Origin of the sequence: Flavobacterium tructae (assembly GCF_002217475.1) — a bacterium.
Taxonomy (GTDB): domain Bacteria; phylum Bacteroidota; class Bacteroidia; order Flavobacteriales; family Flavobacteriaceae; genus Flavobacterium; species Flavobacterium tructae.
Genome location: NZ_MUHH01000028.1, coordinates 114898 through 133455 on the forward strand (window position 1 = coordinate 114898; position 18558 = coordinate 133455).

Sequence of the window (18558 nt, forward strand, 5' to 3'; positions counted from 1 at the left end):
ATTGAAAAATTAGTAATCTTTAAATTTTTCAATTATTGAATCCTTAAATTATTTTTAGGTAAGCATTCCTCCACAAACATTAAGTACTTGTCCGGTAACATACGCACTTAAGTCTGAAGCTAAGAAAAGACAAGCATTAGCAACATCTTCTGCGCTTCCTCCTCTTTTTAGCGGAATTCCTTCTCTCCATCCTTTTACTACATCTTCGTTTAATTTTGCAGTCATCTCCGTTTCAATAAAACCAGGCGCGATTGCATTGCAACGAATGTTACGGGAACCTAACTCTAATGCTACAGATTTAGTAAAACCAATTGCACCTGCTTTTGAAGCGGCATAGTTAGTTTGTCCTGCATTTCCTGAAACTCCTACTACTGAACTAATATTTATGATAGATCCTGAACGTTGTTTCAAAAAGGTTTTTTGAATTGCTTTTGTCATATTAAAGACAGATTTCAGGTTTACATCAATAACCTGATCAAAATCTGCTTCAGACATACGCATTAACAGATTGTCTTTTGTAATTCCGGCATTGTTAATTAAGATATCTACGGTTCCGAAATCAGCTAAAACTGCATCAACAAAAGTTTGTGCTTCATTAAAATCGGCAGCATTTGATTGGTATCCTTTTGCTTTAATTCCTAAACCGTTTAATTCAGCTTCTAAAGCTTCTGCAGAAGCTACAGATGAGCTGTATGTAAAAGCAACGTTTGCGCCATGTTTAGCAAAAACTTCAGCAATTCCTCTTCCAATTCCACGACTAGCGCCTGTAATAATGGCAACTTTTCCTTCTAGTAATTTCATATTCAAAATTAATGTTAATATTATTTCCAGCTAACCAGCTCTTTACTTTCTCCTGAGAAAAAGAGTAAAAAACAGTGCTGTGAATGACTTGTCAAATATATGATAATTCCCTTTTTAAAAAAATTACTCTTAGTATAATTTGCGATTTAGGACGATTCTTTAGCAATAATCATAAAAAAAACCGTTTCAAATTATGAAACGGTTTTTCTTAATCTATAAAAAAATGTTCTTTAAAAGTCATTTATTCAACTTTTAGCATCGGTTGAATATCTTTCTTTAAGGATGACACATCTTTGAAACTACTCACAAATCACACCATCTATTGTTGCTCTGCATATTGGTTCTGCAGGTGTTATCGGTGGAAGCATAATACACGGCCCATTATAAGGTAATGGTGACCACGGTACAGTACATCTTACTCCACCGCTTCCGTTTACTTCTTTTAGTTCTTCTTTACCTAGTACTTCAACTCCTGCGAAATTTAAAATAGTTTTTAACATCATAAAATTGGTTATTTAATAGTTGGTTAGCTCAATCATTTTTTGTCCGTTGAGTTTCAGACATAAACATATTCTTAAATAACATATTAGTTTTGTTTCTAAATCAGGCAAAACGAGTTGTTCTGATTTCTCACTTAAAAAAGCAGCCCGTAAGGGCTGCCTCAACTCAAAATAAAAATAAAATAAAATAAAGACAAAACGCATTGCAGTTTGTAGCTGCTCTTTCTAAAAGACTACAATGCATTTTTTTAGGTGCAACTTAAAGCAGCCAGGTTGTCATTCTAAATGAACTTGACGCACTGGTAAACGTATAAACGGTATTGGTATATCCTAACTTGAAGTTTTCTTTCTTGACATAAACACCAGTTGTATTGACAAGATTTTTATCAAAATTTGCCAAAAATGCAGGAGCTGCAACGGTTGTGTTTCCGTTCCAAGACTTATGTTTTAGAATGATCTTTTGGTTCGGTGCGTCTTCCACAACATCTATGTAGTGAAAAATTGCTGCCTGACCACCTGTAAACGTATAGTAAATGAAATTTCCAAGCGAGTGATTCAAATAAAGCTGAACAGATGATATGGCTACACCTTTAGGTAAACTTGCATTAATTTTTGCTAACTCATTTACAAACAATTGCGAGTTTGTTGATGCATCTTCTGTATAATCGTCAACATAATAACCAAATCTGGCATAAATTTTCCCCGGAAGTAATATCTTATAATCATCTGTTAATCTTGGTGGGACATTGCTAAATTTAAGAGTTGCACTTACTCCACCAGTTCCAGTTGCTACAAAATTATTGGTGGCGGTATCATACACAAAATTAGTCAGCTTTTGACCTTTTACTGTAAGTGCCGGTTTTACTGTAGCTCCGGTTGGTGTAAAAGCCAAAGCTAAATTTTGAACGTCATTTGATCCTGCTACTAATGAAGTTGCCACTCCAAAACGCGCAGCTGTATTGTAATCAAAATCATAGTTTTGTACCGTAGATCCGTCATTTATTTGCAATAATCTATAAAGCGGACTTACCTCATTTCCTGTTATGGCATTTATTATTGGCGTGTTTTTAGGTAAATCTGTCCAATCTTTTGCTGTCGCTTTTACAAAACGAACTTCGTGTCCATTTCTATTGGTTTTAAAAATAATGTCGCCATTTTTCTGTCCATAATAAAAGAATTGAAAATCTCCTAAATATCCTTTGGCTAAAAGAGCCGCTGTAGGAGAATTATTCGCATCAGACAAAAGATGTATTCTATTTTCCGTTGTAAAAACTAAACTTACAGTGCTGCCAACCTGAATTTCGTACTGACTTTTGTAAGTACCTGTCAGGCTATTAAAATCGGAGGCCATATCTACTTTTCCTTCCGGAAGAAATTTGAATAAATGTGTCCAGCCTCCTAATTGTGTGCTGTCTGTGTAGTAAACGGCTTTCCATCCTTCTGAAGATGAAAGTAGAACATCATTCAGTTCTTTTTGACGAGAACTTAATCTTTCGGTAGCATTTTGATCAAATTTAGCGTCTACTTCTGTGCTTGTACAAGATCCCAGAAATAAAGCTATCAAAGAAATCGCTAAATACTTATATATATTTTTTGCTTTCATAATATTGCTTTTTATAAAATTTATTGTCCTTAGTTATTAACTACAACATCAGTGTTTTTTTGAGCCTCATCTCTTAAAGCATAGAAATCTATATTAAAAGAATCCTTATAATACTTTACAACCAATGCTTCTTTTGCTTTAATATTTGCTTTAGCTGTAGCATCTGTTACACTTGCTAAAATGGCATCATATTCAGCTTTTGAACTTGTTAAAATTGTAGCGGCAGTTTCGGCAAAATCTTCGTAAATATTCAATCTTGCATAGCTGGTTATGAAACCTAATGATCTTGAAGTTGAAAGTGCTTCTGTGTACCATGTGGAAGTATAACCTACCGGAGTTAACTTTGACCAGGCCTGTTCGTCAAATGGCTTAGTTTGGTTTAAAATATGCACATATTCATGTTGAATGGTGTGAATAAACTGTGTAACATTGGCTCTGTTTTTCTTATTAAGTTTATCTACCTCAAATAGTGTAACTCTTTGACCAGCTTCTGCTAATCCTAGTGTTACCGTTCCGTTAGTGTTTAAATTAACACCACCAACAAGTACAAATTCTCTGGGAGCAATTTTCTTTACAAAATTCACTCCGCCAATCTTGGTGTAGCTATCTACCCAGATTTTTTTTACCACTTCCATTGCCGGTTGAACTTTATCTACTTGAGGAGGAAATAGATATTTAGTATTATCAACTAAATTTTGATTCCACTCATAGTATACATTTATGTTATAAGGATCTAAGAAATTGGTCCCGATCCATTTATCTAAATCTGTTTTTGACAGTGCTGAAAAATCAAATTGACTTTCTTTTGGCTGTACTTCATGGGCACAGGATGCAAGAAGTAAAACCCCTGCCATTAGTGCTATTTTATATGTTTTTACTATTTTCATACTATACTTTAATTAAAAATTATCTAGGATTTTTTTCAATACCATTATCTGAAGCTCTAAGCGGAATTTGTAATGCTCTTCTATTATCATCTTTCTCCAGAACGTTTTTTCGAATTACTTTACCAAACTCAAGTGTATTATGAGTTACAACCAGATTAAAACGTTTAATATCGAACCATCTAAGTCCTTCGCGTAAAAAGTCTTTTCTTCTTGCCTCTGCTATTGCTTTTATGTAGGAAGCCTGAAGCGGGCTTAAGGTATAGAATGGAGTATACTCATTTGTGATTACCGGATATTTAGCTTGTACTACTGATTCATTCAAGACATCTGTTGTAGCATTGTATCCTGATGTTCTGGTTCCTAAAAAGAATCCCAGTTCTGTATTGGCTTCTGCCATTCTGTTTTTCATCACCAATGCTTCAATTCTGTTCAAATATAACTCGTCATTGCTAAGTAAAACAGTAGCAGTGTATGGCACTCCAATACCAGATGTTAAGTTGGTAACTTTAAAATATTCGTAAAGTTTAGGAACCACAACTAGTACTCCGCTATAATACTGACCCTGAGCTTTAATTAAATTTGGTTTACCCCACATATTGGTTTGATTACCTAATATTTCATCTGATTTATTTCCAGCAAGAGCAAATCTGTATGCACCTGCTCTGTTTGCAGTTGAATTAGGATAAGCAATTAACAGATTGGTTTCTTGTTCTGCTTTAGAATATTCTAAAGGCATTTGGGAGAAAGGAACAGTGTTAAAAGCAAGGTAACTTCTAATTTTAGTTGGTTTAGAGCCAAGTCCTTCAGAAAATTCAAGAACTTTATCCCAGTCCCCTTTTATTAAGTAAAAACGACATGCCAAAGCCCTGGCAGCATCCCTGTTAAAATGAAATTTAGGTTCTTTATAATCATTTGTTACATATTTCAAACCTTCTGTAATGTCCTGCTCAATAAAATCAAAAACTTCTTTGACAGTATTACGTTTGTACTTCACTAATAATTCTGTTTCTGGTTTTGTAATGTACGGAACTCCCAAATCTGTTGAGGCTGTTGTAGGATTGTAGCGATTTGCCCATAATGAAACCAACATAAAATGAGAATAGGCTCTCGCGATCAATGCCTCCCCTCTTTGTGGATTTAAACTTGTTGGGCTGCCTAATTTTTCAATCGCATCCAATGCCTGATTTGCTGCTGCTATAGCTTCGTACGATCCGGTCCAAAAATCATTTTCAGTATCTGTTCCGATCTGATTTTGCATTTCCCAATTATAGCTATTATCATTATTTACATTCGCAGCCTGTTTTAACTCACTGTCAAAAACATTATCTGACATGGCTTCAGCAAGTGCAAAATAAGAAGAGCTAGGATAGGCTGTAACTAATAATTCAGATATTTTCTCAGGTGTATCTATCTGCGTTCTGTTATCTGGTACTTCTGAAAGGAAATCATCACAACTGCTAAAACCAATCAGCAATAATAGTGATAGTGTTATTTTTATATTTTTCATAATCAATTTTAGTATTAGAATGAAATATTTATTGCAAAAGTATATTGTGCTGTAATAGGGAAAGCTACCCCTCCGGTATTACGGAATTCAGGATCTTGTCCGTTTAATTTTTTGTCTGAATAAATCAGCCATGGATTAACCGCAGAACCTTTTAAAGTAAAGGTGCTAACTCCTAACTTTCTTTTAAAATCACTTGGGAATTCCCAGCCAAGTGAGATATTTTTTAATCGTACAAAGTCACCACTTGCAATTCTCTCATCAGAAAAATTATAGGTGTTGTATGCAATTTGTAAGTTATTAGCTCCGTAATTTCTGTTCAACAATTGATCTGCAATAACCGGTACATTTGTATATTGCTCGTCACCTGGATTAATCCATCTGTTAGCAAATTCTTTTGTGAAAACGGTCTGATCTGTGTAAACATTATTATACACAGGATTCAATCTGATTTTATTTCCTCCTGATCCTACTATGAAAACATATAATGACCAGTTTTTGTAAGTAAACGTATTAGCAAGACCAATAGATTTATTTGGCTCAACAGATCCCTCATATTTTAAATATTTCATTACATTATTAGTATCCTGAAAATTAGCTTCTGTAATATTATTTTCAGCACCATCCTGTAATTTAAAAGTTGGTAATCCTTCAGGATTTAGTCCCGTGAACTGATAAGAATAAAGTGAGTTTCTAGGATGCCCTACTGTGTTACCTCCGTTGGAAGCTATCAAATCAAATACTGCTGGTCTGTTGGCTAGTTTTGTAATTTTTTGATCATAAACAGATAAGTTTAGTGTTGTAGACCATTTAAAATCTTTCGCAGCAATATTCTGAGTAGTAAAACCAAACTCAATACCTTTAGTTTCCATATCGGCATTGTTACCCTGTTTAACAGATTGTCCTCCAACACCGGAAGTAATTACATAATCAATAAGATCAAATGCTTTACGGCTGTAAACATCTGTAGTTACTTGTACTCTGTTTCTGAACAATCCAAGATCGAAACCAATATTGGTTTCAAATTGTTTCTCCCATGTCAAATCAGCATTCTGTAAATCCGAAATATTTATTGCATTTTCTCTGTCACCTGTGTTAAAACGGTTAGTGATAAAACTTCTGTAAATAGCCAATGAATTTGTAGCAGGACCTGCCGTTGCTGTTAAACCGTATGAAGCTCTAAGTGCTAAAGTGTTTACAGATTCAACATTCTTCATGAAATTTTCTTCTTTAATGTTCCATTTACCACTTAATGTGTAAGTAGGAAGCCATCTTGATGATCCTGTATCTCCTTGTCTGTTAGACCCGTCATAACGACCAGTAATAGATCCTGTATAACGACGATCGTAAGTATATCCAACTTTTCCAAAGAAACCAACTGTTCTCTCTCTTTCAGCTCCAAAATCGTAGTAAGAGTTTCCTTCGTTTACTAACTTTTCAATTAATTTTGGGTCAATAAAAGCACTAAGCCCTTTTTCATACTGAATTCCTGCAGCAGTAAAATTGTCATTATTTCTGTCTACTGATCTGAACTCTGTACCAAAGAAGCCTTCTAATTCATGTTTGTCATTCAATGTGTTTCTGTAGGTAATACTATTTCTAACATTATAAGAAGTCATATCATTAGTGTATTTTCTTAAAAATCCACCATTTGGCAATACAGATATTTTCGGTGCGGTTAAATCATTTGGATTTTGGTATAAGAACACATTATCCTTTTGAATTTGAGTATTTAGAGTCGCACCAACTCCTGCATTATATGCCCCTACTACGTTTGAATCTTCGTAAATTTTATGCTCTCTTGATGTATTAGCATAACGTGCAGAACCTGTAAAGTTATAGGTTAAGTTTTTGTTTATTTTATAATCTATGTCAGCTTGAAAACGAATATCGTTTACTTTTATTCCCATAGTATTATTTTTCAACTCCTTTAAGATGTTCATAGGAGCCCAGTTGTTTTGGTAGTATTCGTAATTACCATTTTCATCATAAGGTCTAAGCGTTCTGCTTGTACTTAATACATAATTGAATGGGTTAATATCAAAATCTCTGGTTATCTTACCAAATACAGCATCGTTTTTACTTTCGTACGTACCCGGAGCTTCCTGATCACGTATAGAAGCAAGTGTTGATAAAGTAATATTTAATCTGTCGTTGATAAAGAATGTTCCTTTTAAGTTTGATGATAATTGTTTCACATTATCAGCTAAAGTCCATCCCGGATCAGTATAGTATCCTAGAGAACCATAAAAAGTATTATTTTTTCCACCCCCTGAAAAACTTAAAGAGTGATTCTGCGTGATAGATGGTCTGAATAAAACTTTAAACCAGTCTGTATTTGCTAATTCATATTTTTGCAAAAATTCATTGATGTATGGCTGCTCATTTCTAACACCATACTGACCATTTGATTCATTATAGCGGTTAACTTCTTTAGCCAAAATACCATAAACACCACTAAATCTTGCAGTAATAGACGAACTTTGATTAAGATAACCTTTGGTTCTCATCTCTTGAAAAATACTCATCGATTCCTGAGAATTTAGAATATCATACTGAGTATAACTTGGTACAGTTCTAACTGTGTTTTCAACAGAATAAGTCACTTTTAGAGGAGAATCTCTACGTCCTTGTTTAGTAGTTACAACCACCACCCCATTTAACGATCTTGAACCATAGATTGAAGTAGCAGATGCATCTTTTAGAATTTCAATACTTTGAATATCATTTGCATTCAAACCTGCTACAGCAGAACTTAATAATGTTGCTGAGTTTCCAGATGCTAAATCAGCAAATGAAACGTTGATAATATCTTCTTGTACAACCCCATCAATAACCCATAAAGGTTTGGTATCTCCAAAAATAGAAGAAGATCCACGAACCGTAATTTTTGGCGTCGAACCAAAAGATCCCGTAACGTTTTGTACAGTAACACCGGCAGCTTTACCTTCAATCATTCTGCTTACATCTACAACACCATCGACTTTCAATTCACTGCCGGAAATTTTACTGATTGCCCCCGTAAAAGTTCTTTTTGAAGTTTTTTCATAACCTGTAGTTACTACGACTTCCTTTAGATTTTGTCCTGCTTCATTTAAAACGATAACCGGATTTGTATTGCTTATTCCTATTTCTTTTGTTTCCATTCCAACATAAGAAATTACAAGTCTGTCACTGTTAGTCGGCATTTCGATAGAAAATTTACCATCAAAATCTGTTAATACCGCAATCTTAGTTCCTTTCGCTAATACTGTAGCACCAGGTAGCGGACTGCCACTAACATCTGTAACTGTACCCTTAATAATCGGACCTGCAGCGGTTAAGCTTTCAAATACTGAATTTGATGTTTCAGCACTTGTAAAAGGAACTGCTGATGCATTTTTCTGTAGAATTATCTGATTGCTGACTTCAGTGTAAGTGATATTAAATGGTAATAAAATTCGATTCAAAATACTCGACAAAGTTTCATCGTTAGCATCTATACTAACTTTTTGATTCAGTTGTGGTAATCTTGAATTGTAAGAAAACTTTACATTTGCAGACTTTTGTAATTTAGACAAGGTGTTGTCTAAAGTTAAATTTGTAATATTAATTGTAACTTTAGTATCTAATTTTTTTTGTCCATTTACATCATTTGCCATGGCAACACTTGAAAACACAAGTGCCAGAACAAACTGAAATAGTGTTATTTTCATGATTCGATGGAGTAATCGTTGTTTAACAACTGGTTTTTTCATAATTTTGGTTTGTTTTGATTAATACTGATTCGAGTGTATTTTAAGAAACATCCTCAGTTACTCTTTACAGAGAGTAATTTGATTCATCTAAGTGTCGATAATGTTACAGCATTTCGGCACTTTTTTTATGCATTTTCTTTTACATAGGCGTTATTATTATTTGTTTTGGTTATTTTAGGTTGTTCATGTTTTTTCTTTGTTATTTAAAACTCAACTTTACAATTACAGTTGCAAAATGAGTTTAGTTACATCCATCAGATACGATAACGATTTGATTTCCATTCATTTCAAAAGTCGTCTTGTTGCCAATACTGTTACAGACAATTTTTAGCTTTTCCATCAAAGGCTGATCACTAAGAGATGTTGTAAGGTGACAGTCTTTCAGCTTGTTTTTTGGATAATCGATGTCTACAAGGTAAGCCTGCTCTATCGTTTCAAAAATTTGTGATACCGGAATATCGGTAAACTCAAAGCTGAGCTGTTCAATATTTCCGACACTACGGGTAAGGACTATATCCTGAGTGATATTTGTAATTTTATTAAAGCTTAAATCTTTTCGCTGAAAACGTAACGCCTGATTAGGTAACAAAACAACTTCATCATCGTCTGACTTTGCAACCAAATCGTTTGATTTTACTTTTACTTTACCGGTGCGAACCAAAACTTCAACATCAGGTTGGTCAGAATAGGCCTTGACTCTAAAACTAGTTCCAACTACCTTCGTAACAATTTCATTGGCGTAAACAAAGAAGGGCTTTTTTGGATTTTTACTAATTTCAAAGAAGCCTTCACCAGATAAATACACCTTTCTTTCGTTTCCGGTAAAAATCTTAGGATAACTCAGTTTACTATTAGGTTGCAATAAAACGGAACTACCATCAGATAAAGTAATAATTTGAGCTTTGTCTGAATTATTGGTTTGTTCAACCAGTCCTTCATTGTTTTCACTAATTAACTCATTGTAGGTTACTTCTTTGCTATTAGGAATTATTTGATTGTTATACAACCAAACTGATCCTAAGCCAATAATTAAAGCAGCGGCAATACCACTAAGAAAATATTTCTTAAGAAATTTTATTTTCGAACTTGGGGTTGAATTGTTCTGATTCTCTTTCTCTTCGATTTTAATCCAGGTGGCCTGCAAAGCATGATGAAGATCTACAGGAGATATCGGCTGATCCGGCACTTTCATGGCCAACAACAATAATCTTGCATCTTCTACCAGCTTAGCGCGCTGACGACTCTCTAAAGTCCATTCTTCCCAACTATCATTGTCTATTTTGGATAAAATCCATGACTGAAATGATTCATCAGATAAGAAATCTTCAATTTCGGTATATGTATTACGTTTTTGCATCTAGAAATAGGGTTACAAAAACATAGAGGACGGCTTTCTTATTATATACTCACCAAATTGTGATTTTTTTTTAATTCTGTATAAATAAAATTAAAAAGTTGTTGAGGAAAGAAGAAGAATTAACGAAACACTACCCTTCCATTCCTTGCGAAGAGTAAGTAAACCGCGGTGTAGTAAGTTACTTGCTGATTGATAATTTACTTCCAGCATATCGGCAATTTGATCAACGGTTAAGCCTTGATGGTATCTTAAATATAAGGCCTCTTTTTGTCGTGCCGGTAAATTGTTTAATAATTTATTCAAATGAATTACTTTTTCTTTTGTAGCATAATCATCATCCATGAGATCATGTTCTACAGAGAACTCTAAAAGAAAAGCAATTGAATCTGTGCTTGCGGACTTGCGAAAAATATGATCACGCTCGTATAAACGTGCAATACGCTTGCGTACACTTGATAATAAATAGGCTTTTACTACAACCGAACTTTGAAGCCCATTCTTGTAAACCCAAATATCTGTAAAAACATCCTGAACACAATCCTGTACCTTTTCGGCATTCGGAGAAAGTGAATTTCCATAATTTACCAAATCACCATAGTATTTTTCAAACAACAAAGAGAATGACTTTTCATCTCCATTTTTCAAGTTAGTCCAAAGCGTAAGATCGTCCGATGTTTTGAATTGTAGAGTTTTGGTATTCATATAAAATTGCAATAGAATTCTTGAAAATAAGCACTTGTTTTTAACATAAAGAATAAGATTTTTTAACATTATTCTTTACATCTATGCGATAAATATATAAAAGCAAACATATAAAACAAATTTTTTTATAAGAGAAATATAAATATTTAACATTTGGAAAGAGCTTTTTTTATTGACTTAACGGGGTTTAGCACATAAAAGTAAAATTTAAGCTAATCTTTTATTTTATCTAAATGTCAGATTTTACAGCCATAGTTCTTTAGCTTTTTTTTAACAATAGCTTAAATGATTTGTTTGTATTTTATTCTAAAGTAGTACCTGCCGATCAAAAAAGTAACTATTCCAAATTCAAATATTAAGCGACAAAACATTGGACTCAAGCAGTACTAGAATCGCTATAATATCTGACAAAAAAGATATTTTACCGGTTTCTCACACCTAGTAGCCTATGTGTGTTTTCAATAAGTGAAATACCTTTTTTAAAAGTATCAAATCTATGTCTCTATATGTTAAAAAAAAAAGCCTCACTAAAATATTTAGTAAGGCTTTTGACGATTTTACATTGAAGTTTTCTTTTAGAAAGCTACATTCCATCTAGGTAATTTTGCATTTTCATCTAAGAAATTTTGCAAAACCTGTCCTTCTACTGTAGTTGGAATTCCTTTTGAATCTGCATTGAAAGTTTCGAACCAAACTACTTCAAGAGCAGCAATATTCTCTAATTTCATTTGTGCCGGCCAAGAATATTTTCTTCCCGTTTTTGCAAATTGATGTCCGTTTACAATTTTATCGTACAATCCGCCGTTTTTGCTTTTCAAAGTACCATCATTCTGAACAGTTCCGGTAGATCCTACCATGATCAATTCTTTTGCATTTCCTTCAACTGCATAAACTACAAAAACACCTGCACCTCCTTCAGGAGCGTTACAAACTTGTTCTAAACTGTCTTCAATTGTAAAAGTAAAGCTGCTGCTTACTTTAAATTTTTCTAATTCTTTGTACATATTTTTATTTTTAAGTTTCTAAGATGCTGAGATACTTAGATACTAAGTTTTTTTGATTTATCCCTCAGGACTTTAAATGTAAAAAAGTCTCAACAGAATATTGAGACTTTTTTGGAATTTATTATTTTAAATACCCGGGATTATCCAAGTACTTCTTTTACTTTTTTACCAATTTCAGCTGGTGAATCAACAACGTGAATTCCGTTGTCTCTCATGATTTGTTTTTTAGCAGCAGCAGTATCATCAGAACCACCAACAATAGCACCTGCGTGACCCATTGTTCTACCTGCTGGAGCAGTTTCTCCGGCAATAAAACCAACAACTGGTTTACGGTTACCATCAGCTCTTACCCATTTAGCAGCATCAGCTTCTAATTGACCACCAATTTCACCAATCATAATGATGATTTCAGTTTCTGGATCGTTCATTAATAATTCAACTGCTTCTTTAGTTGTAGTTCCAATAATTGGATCTCCACCAATACCAATAGCAGTAGTAATTCCTAAACCTTGTTTTACAACCTGATCAGCAGCTTCGTAAGTTAAAGTTCCTGATTTAGAAACGATACCAACTGTTCCTTTTTTGAAAACGAAACCTGGCATAATACCAACTTTAGCTTCACCCGGAGTAATTACACCAGGACAGTTTGGTCCGATTAATCTTGAATTTCTTTCTTTAACATAGTTATTAGCTTTAATCATATCAGCTACAGGAATTCCTTCAGTAATAGCAATAATTACTTTAATTCCAGCGTCAGCAGCTTCCATAATTGCATCAGCAGCAAAAGCTGGCGGAACAAAAATGATAGATGTATCAGCTCCGGCTTGTTCTACAGCATCTTTTACTGTGTTAAAAACCGGACGGTCTAAATGGCTTGTTCCTCCTTTACCCGGAGTTACACCACCAACAACATTTGTACCGTACTCAATCATTTGAGAAGCGTGGAAAGTTCCTTCGCTTCCTGTAAATCCTTGAACAATTATTTTGGAATCTTTATTAACTAAAACACTCATGATATATATTTTATGTAGTTTTTAAAATTGTGATGCAAAAGTAAGGTTTTGTAACGTATTTTAACCTTTTTGTCTTTAAAAAAATTAAGAAAATTGACTCATTTGATAACCGCGATATAATTTATCATCTTTTATTTGCCAAATTGTGGCAAAATGAGCTAATAACATCTCTTCTCTGGGGTTCTCAATCGTTTTTACAAAGTGAGAATATCGTATTGAAACTAAGTCTTCTTCGGCAATGATATGGCTAATTCTAACCTTCGAGCGAACATAAGCGCGACTAAGCTCATTGGCCATAGCCATCATAGAATCATAATCCATCTCAATCAATCCTTTGGTGCTGTTCCAGTCTAACTTTACTTCGGGATGTAAGTAAGTTTTCATGATTTCGCTATCAATTAAGGCATCTGACTTGTAAAATTTTTGAACAAATTCTTTTATAGACATAATTACTTCAATTTATTTAGAATTTCAGGAATCTTTTTGATATTGGCCATTTGTTTTAACTTTTCTCTCGATTCTTCGATTGGAGTTCCGAAATAAGATTTTCCTCCTTCAACCGATTTGGTAACTCCTGTTTGCCCCATGATAACAGCCTTTGCTCCTATTGTGATGCCACTGGTTGTTCCTACCTGTCCCCAAATGGTAACTTCATCTTCAATTATTACACATCCGGCAATACCGGTTTGTGAAGCAATTAAGCATTTTTTACCAATTACAGTATCATGTCCAACATGCACCTGATTGTCCAATTTTGTACCTTCACCAATAGTAGTATCACCGGTAACACCTTTGTCAATCGTACACAGCGCTCCTATACCAACATTGTCTTCGATAACGACTCTACCTCCGGATATTAACTGATCGAAGCCTTCAGGACGTTTTTTGTAATAAAAAGCATCGGCTCCTAAAATAGTTCCGGCATGAATCATTACGTTGTCGCCAATTACAGTATGATCGTAAATAGTAACATTAGGGTGAATCAGACAGTTTTTACCAATGGTAACATTGTTTCCGATAAAACAGTTGGGCTGAATTACAGTACCTTCTCCAATAGTTGCAGAGAGTGCAATCGACACATTTGTGCCTTGAAATGGTCTGAAGTGTTTGGTTAAGATATTAAAATCTCTGAAAGGATCATCAGAAATTAGAAGGGCTTTACCTTCAGGACAATCTACTTTTTTGTTGATTAAAACTATAGTAGCAGCCGATTGTAAAGCTTTGTCATAATATTTAGGATGGTCAACAAAAACAATATCTCCGGCTTCAACGACATGTATCTCGTTCATGCCTAAAACTGGAAAGTTTTGGTCACCAATAAATTCGCAATCAAGCAAATTTGCAATTTCTTGTAAAGAATGACTCTTTGGAAATTTCATATATTTATTTAGTTTTCAGTCTCAGTTTTCAGTCTCAGTTTTCAATCTGCATTAACAAACTGATAACTGCGACTGAAAACTGAAAACTTATAAAAACTACTCCTTTACACGCTCCATGTAAGAACCTGAAGCTGTATCAATTTTAATTTTATCACCTTCATTGATGAACAAAGGAACGTTTACAGAGGCTCCAGTTTCTACTGTCGCGTTTTTTGTAGCATTTGTAGCTGTATTTCCTTTTACTCCCGGCTCAGCATAAGTAACTTCAAGAATTACAGAAGATGGCATATCTACAGATAAAGGCAAGTCAGTTTCAGTATTTACCTGAACCATTACACTTGTTCCTTCTTTCAATAATCCCGGAGCATCTAAAATGTTTTTATTTAAAGAAATTTGCTCGAAAGATTCTGTGTTCATAAAATGAAATTCATCACCTTCAGCATATAAAAACTGGTAGTTATGTGTTTCTACACGAATAACATCAATTTTATGTCCTGCAGAAAATGTATTATCCAATACTTTTCCTGATGTTAAACTTCTTAATTTTGTTCTTACGAAAGCAGGTCCTTTTCCAGGTTTTACGTGAAGAAATTCAACAATTTTAAAAATATCGTGGTTGAATTTAATACACAATCCGTTTCTAATATCTGATGTAGATGCCATTTTGTTTTTGTTTTATTTATTTCTTGTTGAATCGTTGAATCGTTTAACTGTTTATTCTATAAACGATTCAACAAATAAACGATTAAACTTATTTTAATAGTTTCCGGAATACCCTTTCATGATTCCTCTTGACGAATTTCGGATAAAATCCAGAATTTCATCTCTTTCAGGAGTGGCTTCCATTTCAGCTTCAATGATGCTTAAAGCTTGTGTCGTGTTGTAATTCTTTTGGTACAAAATTCTATAGATTTCCTGAATTTCTCTGATTTTCTCAGTACTGAAACCTCTTCTTCTTAAACCTACTGAATTAATCCCTACATACGACAATGGTTCTTTTGCTGCTTTTGTATAAGGAGGAACGTCTTTTCTAACTAATGATCCACCTGAAATCATAGCATGATCTCCGATATGAATAAACTGATGAATCGCTGCCAAACCACCAATTACAGCATGGTTTCCAACAACTACGTGGCCTGCCAGGGCAACTCCGTTTACGATAATGGCGTTATTCCCAATTTCGCAGTCGTGTGCAATGTGGGCGTAAGCCATAACCAAACAATTATTTCCAAGAATAGTTTGCCCGGAGGCTACTGTACCTCTGTTGATTGTCACACATTCTCTAATCGTACAGTTATCTCCAATAATAGCTAGAGAATCTTCTCCGCCGAACTTCAAATCTTGTGGTACCGCAGAAATAACCGCTCCCGGAAAAATATTGCAATTTTTACCAATACGGGCACCTTCCATGATCGTCACATTTGAACCAATCCAAGTACCATCACCAATAATAACATTATTGTGAATTGTTGTAAAAGGCTCAATTACAACATTTTTAGCGATTTTAGCGCCAGGATGAACATATGCTAATGGTTGATTCATATGTATTTTTTATATTTTAAATTAAAATAGTCTAATTTGGGGAACAAACCTAAACAATAAAATTGATTATTTATTATTGTTTTCTCGCAATTTGAGCCATTAATTCTGCCTCGGTCACTAATTTTCCATTTGCGTAAGCATTTGCCTGCATATGACAGATTCCTCTTCTGATTGGAGAAATCAATTCACATTTGAAAATTAAGGTATCACCCGGCAATACTTTGTGTTTGAATTTGACATTATCAATTTTCATAAAATAAGTCAAATAATTTTCAGGATCCGGAACTGTGCTTAAAACCAAAATTCCACCCGTTTGTGCCATTGCTTCCACAATTAATACACCCGGCATAACCGGTGCCTCCGGGAAATGCCCAACAAAGAAATTTTCATTCATGGTCACATTCTTCAAACCAACCACATGACGATCAGACATTTCGATAATTCTGTCAATCAACAAGAATGGAGGTCTGTGAGGAAGCATCGCCATGATTTTATGAATATCCATCAAAGGTTCCTGATTTAAATCATAAACAGGTACATGATTTCTTTGCTCTATCTTGATAATTTTAGCTAACTTTTTAGCAAACTGTGTATTTACAAAATGCCCTGGTTTGTTAGCGATAATTTTTCCTTGTATACGAACTCCGATAAGAGATAAATCTCCAATTACATCAAGAAGCTTATGTCTTGCTGCTTCGTTTGGATAATGTAAAGTCAAATTATCAAGAACACCATTTGGTTTTACTGAAATTTCATCTTTACCGAAAGCTTTCTTTAAATTCGCCATAGTAGACTCAGAAATTTCTTTGTCTACATATACGATTGCATTATTTAGATCACCACCTTTAATTAAACCGTGCTCTAATAATGACTCTAATTCGTGTAAGAAACTAAAAGTTCTTGAACTTGCAATTTCATTCTTAAAATCAGCTATACTTTTCATAGTAGCATTCTGAGTGCCTAAAACTTTAGTACCAAAATCTACCATTGTAGTCACCTGATAATCGTCGCTTGGCATTACCAAAATCTCGCTTCCGGTCGTTTCGTCTGTAAATGATATCACTTCTTTTACTACATAAACGTTACGTTTAGCGTCTTGCTCTTCGATTTCAGCTTTTTCAATTGCTTCCACAAAATATTTTGAAGAACCATCCATGATAGGAAGTTCTGAAGCGTCTAATTCTATAATAACATTGTCAAGATCACATCCAACTAATGCCGCCAAAACATGTTCAGGAGTTTGAATTTTTACGCCAAGTTTTTCTAAATTAGTACCTCTTTGCGTATTAACAACATAGTTAGCATCAGCCTCAATGACCGGCTGACCTTGCAAATCTACTCTTACAAAAGTGAAACCATTATTTATTGGAGCAGGTTTAAAAGTCATTGTAACTTCTTTCCCAGTGTGTAATCCAACGCCTGTTAGTGAAATTTCATTTTTGATGGTCTTCTGTTTAACCATTATTTCCATTTTTTGGGTTTATTATTTGTTTTTTTAATTCTTCTACTTCGGAAACTATTTTAGGCAGATTCTTGAAATGAACATACGATTTGTTAAAATCAGTATAACCAAGAGACGGTGTCCCTTGTAAAATTTCATCATCTTTAATGTTTCTTGCTACTCCTGATTGAGCCTGCAATCTCACATTGTTACCTATAGTCAAGTGTCCCGCGATACCTACTTGTCCGCCAATCATACAGTTCTCGCCAATTTTAGTTGAACCGGCCACACCTGATTGCGCTGCAATTACAGTATTTTTGCCAATTTCAACATTGTGCGCAATCTGAATCTGATTGTCTAATTTAACTCCTTGTCGGATAATCGTCGAACCAAGAGTTGCTCTGTCGATGGTAGTGTTAGCGCCAATATCAACATTATCTTCAATAATAACATTACCAATTTGTGGTACCTTACTGTATACTCCTTCATCATTTGGTACAAAACCAAAACCATCCGCACCAATAATAGTTCCGGAATGAATAGTACAATTGTTACCAATTATAGTTTCGGAATAAATTTTAGCACCTGCAAAAATATACACATTATCGCCAATAACAACATTATCTCCAATAAAACTGTTCGGATAAATTTTTACATTGTCACCCAGAACCACATTTTGTCCAATATAACTAAAGCTTCCTAAATACAGATTCTCGCCATATTTAGTTCCTTCTGTTATAAAAGACTGTGCTTCTATACCGTTTTTGTTCAATTTAACCTGATTGTAAAACTGTAAAAGTTTAGAGAAAGAAGCATAAGCGTCTTCCACTTTTATTAAAGTTGTAGTGATTTCCTGTTCCGGAATAAAGCTATCATTAACAATTGTTACAGATGCTTTAGTAGTATATATGTGGTTGATATATTTTGGATTGGCCAAAAAAGTAAGCGATCCCTCCTCACCTTCTTCTATTTTAGATAATCGAGAAACTTCTACATTGGGATTCCCAACAACTTCTCCTTCTAAAATTCCCGCTATTTGTTCTGCTGTAAATTTCATTGCGACAAAAATATAAAAAATAGATTTTAAA

16 protein-coding genes are annotated in these 18558 nt (G+C 34.2%); all 16 read right to left on the reverse strand.

The genetic code is table 11. The features are described 5' to 3' along the window. Positions 1-54: 54 nt before the first annotated feature. The 16 genes from fabG to lpxD all read right to left on the reverse strand — a co-directional run bounded on the left by fabG (position 55) and on the right by lpxD (position 18527). A complete protein-coding gene (gene fabG / locus B0A80_RS13595; RefSeq protein ID WP_017497500.1) occupies positions 55-801 on the reverse strand; it encodes a 3-oxoacyl-[acyl-carrier-protein] reductase in 747 nt (248 codons plus the stop codon). A gap of 299 nt (positions 802-1100) precedes the next feature. After that, positions 1101-1304, reverse strand: a complete 204-nt coding sequence (locus B0A80_RS13600) for a hypothetical protein (protein ID WP_017497501.1) — start codon at positions 1302-1304, stop codon at positions 1101-1103. A gap of 256 nt (positions 1305-1560) precedes the next feature. Next, on the reverse strand, positions 1561-2904 hold the full coding sequence (locus B0A80_RS13605) for a DUF4302 domain-containing protein (protein ID WP_089077625.1): 1344 nt from the start codon (positions 2902-2904) through the stop codon (positions 1561-1563). A gap of 29 nt (positions 2905-2933) precedes the next feature. Further along, the gene (locus B0A80_RS13610) at positions 2934-3791 is read right to left on the reverse strand and encodes a zinc-binding metallopeptidase (RefSeq protein WP_017497503.1); all 858 of its coding nucleotides are present in this window, start codon (positions 3789-3791) and stop codon (positions 2934-2936) included. 19 nt (positions 3792-3810) lie between these two features. Further along, positions 3811-5298, reverse strand: coding sequence for a RagB/SusD family nutrient uptake outer membrane protein (locus B0A80_RS13615; RefSeq protein ID WP_089077626.1), 1488 nt, complete (start codon positions 5296-5298; stop codon positions 3811-3813). 14 nt (positions 5299-5312) lie between these two features. Then, entirely contained in the window at positions 5313-9032 is a 3720-nt protein-coding gene (locus B0A80_RS13620) for a SusC/RagA family TonB-linked outer membrane protein (protein ID WP_026110092.1), read from the reverse strand. Between the two features lie 241 nt (positions 9033-9273). Continuing rightward, positions 9274-10389 carry a FecR family protein gene (locus B0A80_RS13625; protein WP_089077627.1) on the reverse strand — a complete coding sequence of 372 codons (1116 nt, stop codon included), beginning with the start codon at positions 10387-10389 and terminating at the stop codon, positions 9274-9276. A gap of 90 nt (positions 10390-10479) precedes the next feature. Further along, entirely contained in the window at positions 10480-11091 is a 612-nt protein-coding gene (locus B0A80_RS13630; protein WP_017497507.1) for an RNA polymerase sigma factor, read from the reverse strand. A gap of 575 nt (positions 11092-11666) precedes the next feature. After that, positions 11667-12095: a hypothetical protein gene (locus tag B0A80_RS13635; RefSeq protein ID WP_070908092.1), complete on the reverse strand. Its 429-nt coding sequence runs from the start codon at positions 12093-12095 to the stop codon at positions 11667-11669. Between the two features lie 140 nt (positions 12096-12235). After that, positions 12236-13108 (reverse strand): succinate--CoA ligase subunit alpha, encoded by an 873-nt coding sequence (sucD, locus tag B0A80_RS13640; RefSeq protein WP_017497509.1) that lies wholly within the window; start codon positions 13106-13108, stop codon positions 12236-12238. A gap of 84 nt (positions 13109-13192) precedes the next feature. Further along, positions 13193-13555: a nuclear transport factor 2 family protein gene (locus B0A80_RS13645; RefSeq protein ID WP_070908093.1), complete on the reverse strand. Its 363-nt coding sequence runs from the start codon at positions 13553-13555 to the stop codon at positions 13193-13195. Between the two features lie 2 nt (positions 13556-13557). Beyond that, the gene (locus tag B0A80_RS13650; protein WP_089077628.1) at positions 13558-14487 is read right to left on the reverse strand and encodes a UDP-3-O-(3-hydroxymyristoyl)glucosamine N-acyltransferase; all 930 of its coding nucleotides are present in this window, start codon (positions 14485-14487) and stop codon (positions 13558-13560) included. Between the two features lie 96 nt (positions 14488-14583). Continuing rightward, a complete protein-coding gene (gene efp, locus B0A80_RS13655) occupies positions 14584-15150 on the reverse strand; it encodes an elongation factor P (protein ID WP_017497512.1) in 567 nt (188 codons plus the stop codon). 93 nt (positions 15151-15243) lie between these two features. After that, complete coding sequence (gene lpxA / locus B0A80_RS13660; protein ID WP_017497513.1) at positions 15244-16029, reverse strand: acyl-ACP--UDP-N-acetylglucosamine O-acyltransferase; 786 nt, start codon at positions 16027-16029, stop codon at positions 15244-15246. Positions 16030-16102: 73 nt separating this feature from the next. Continuing rightward, positions 16103-17491 carry a bifunctional UDP-3-O-[3-hydroxymyristoyl] N-acetylglucosamine deacetylase/3-hydroxyacyl-ACP dehydratase gene (locus B0A80_RS13665; RefSeq protein ID WP_026110093.1) on the reverse strand — a complete coding sequence of 463 codons (1389 nt, stop codon included), beginning with the start codon at positions 17489-17491 and terminating at the stop codon, positions 16103-16105. Then, positions 17484-18527 (reverse strand): UDP-3-O-(3-hydroxymyristoyl)glucosamine N-acyltransferase, encoded by a 1044-nt coding sequence (gene lpxD, locus B0A80_RS13670; protein ID WP_017497515.1) that lies wholly within the window; start codon positions 18525-18527, stop codon positions 17484-17486. Before lpxD ends, B0A80_RS13665 begins: the two co-directional genes overlap by 8 nt. Positions 18528-18558: the final 31 nt, after the last annotated feature.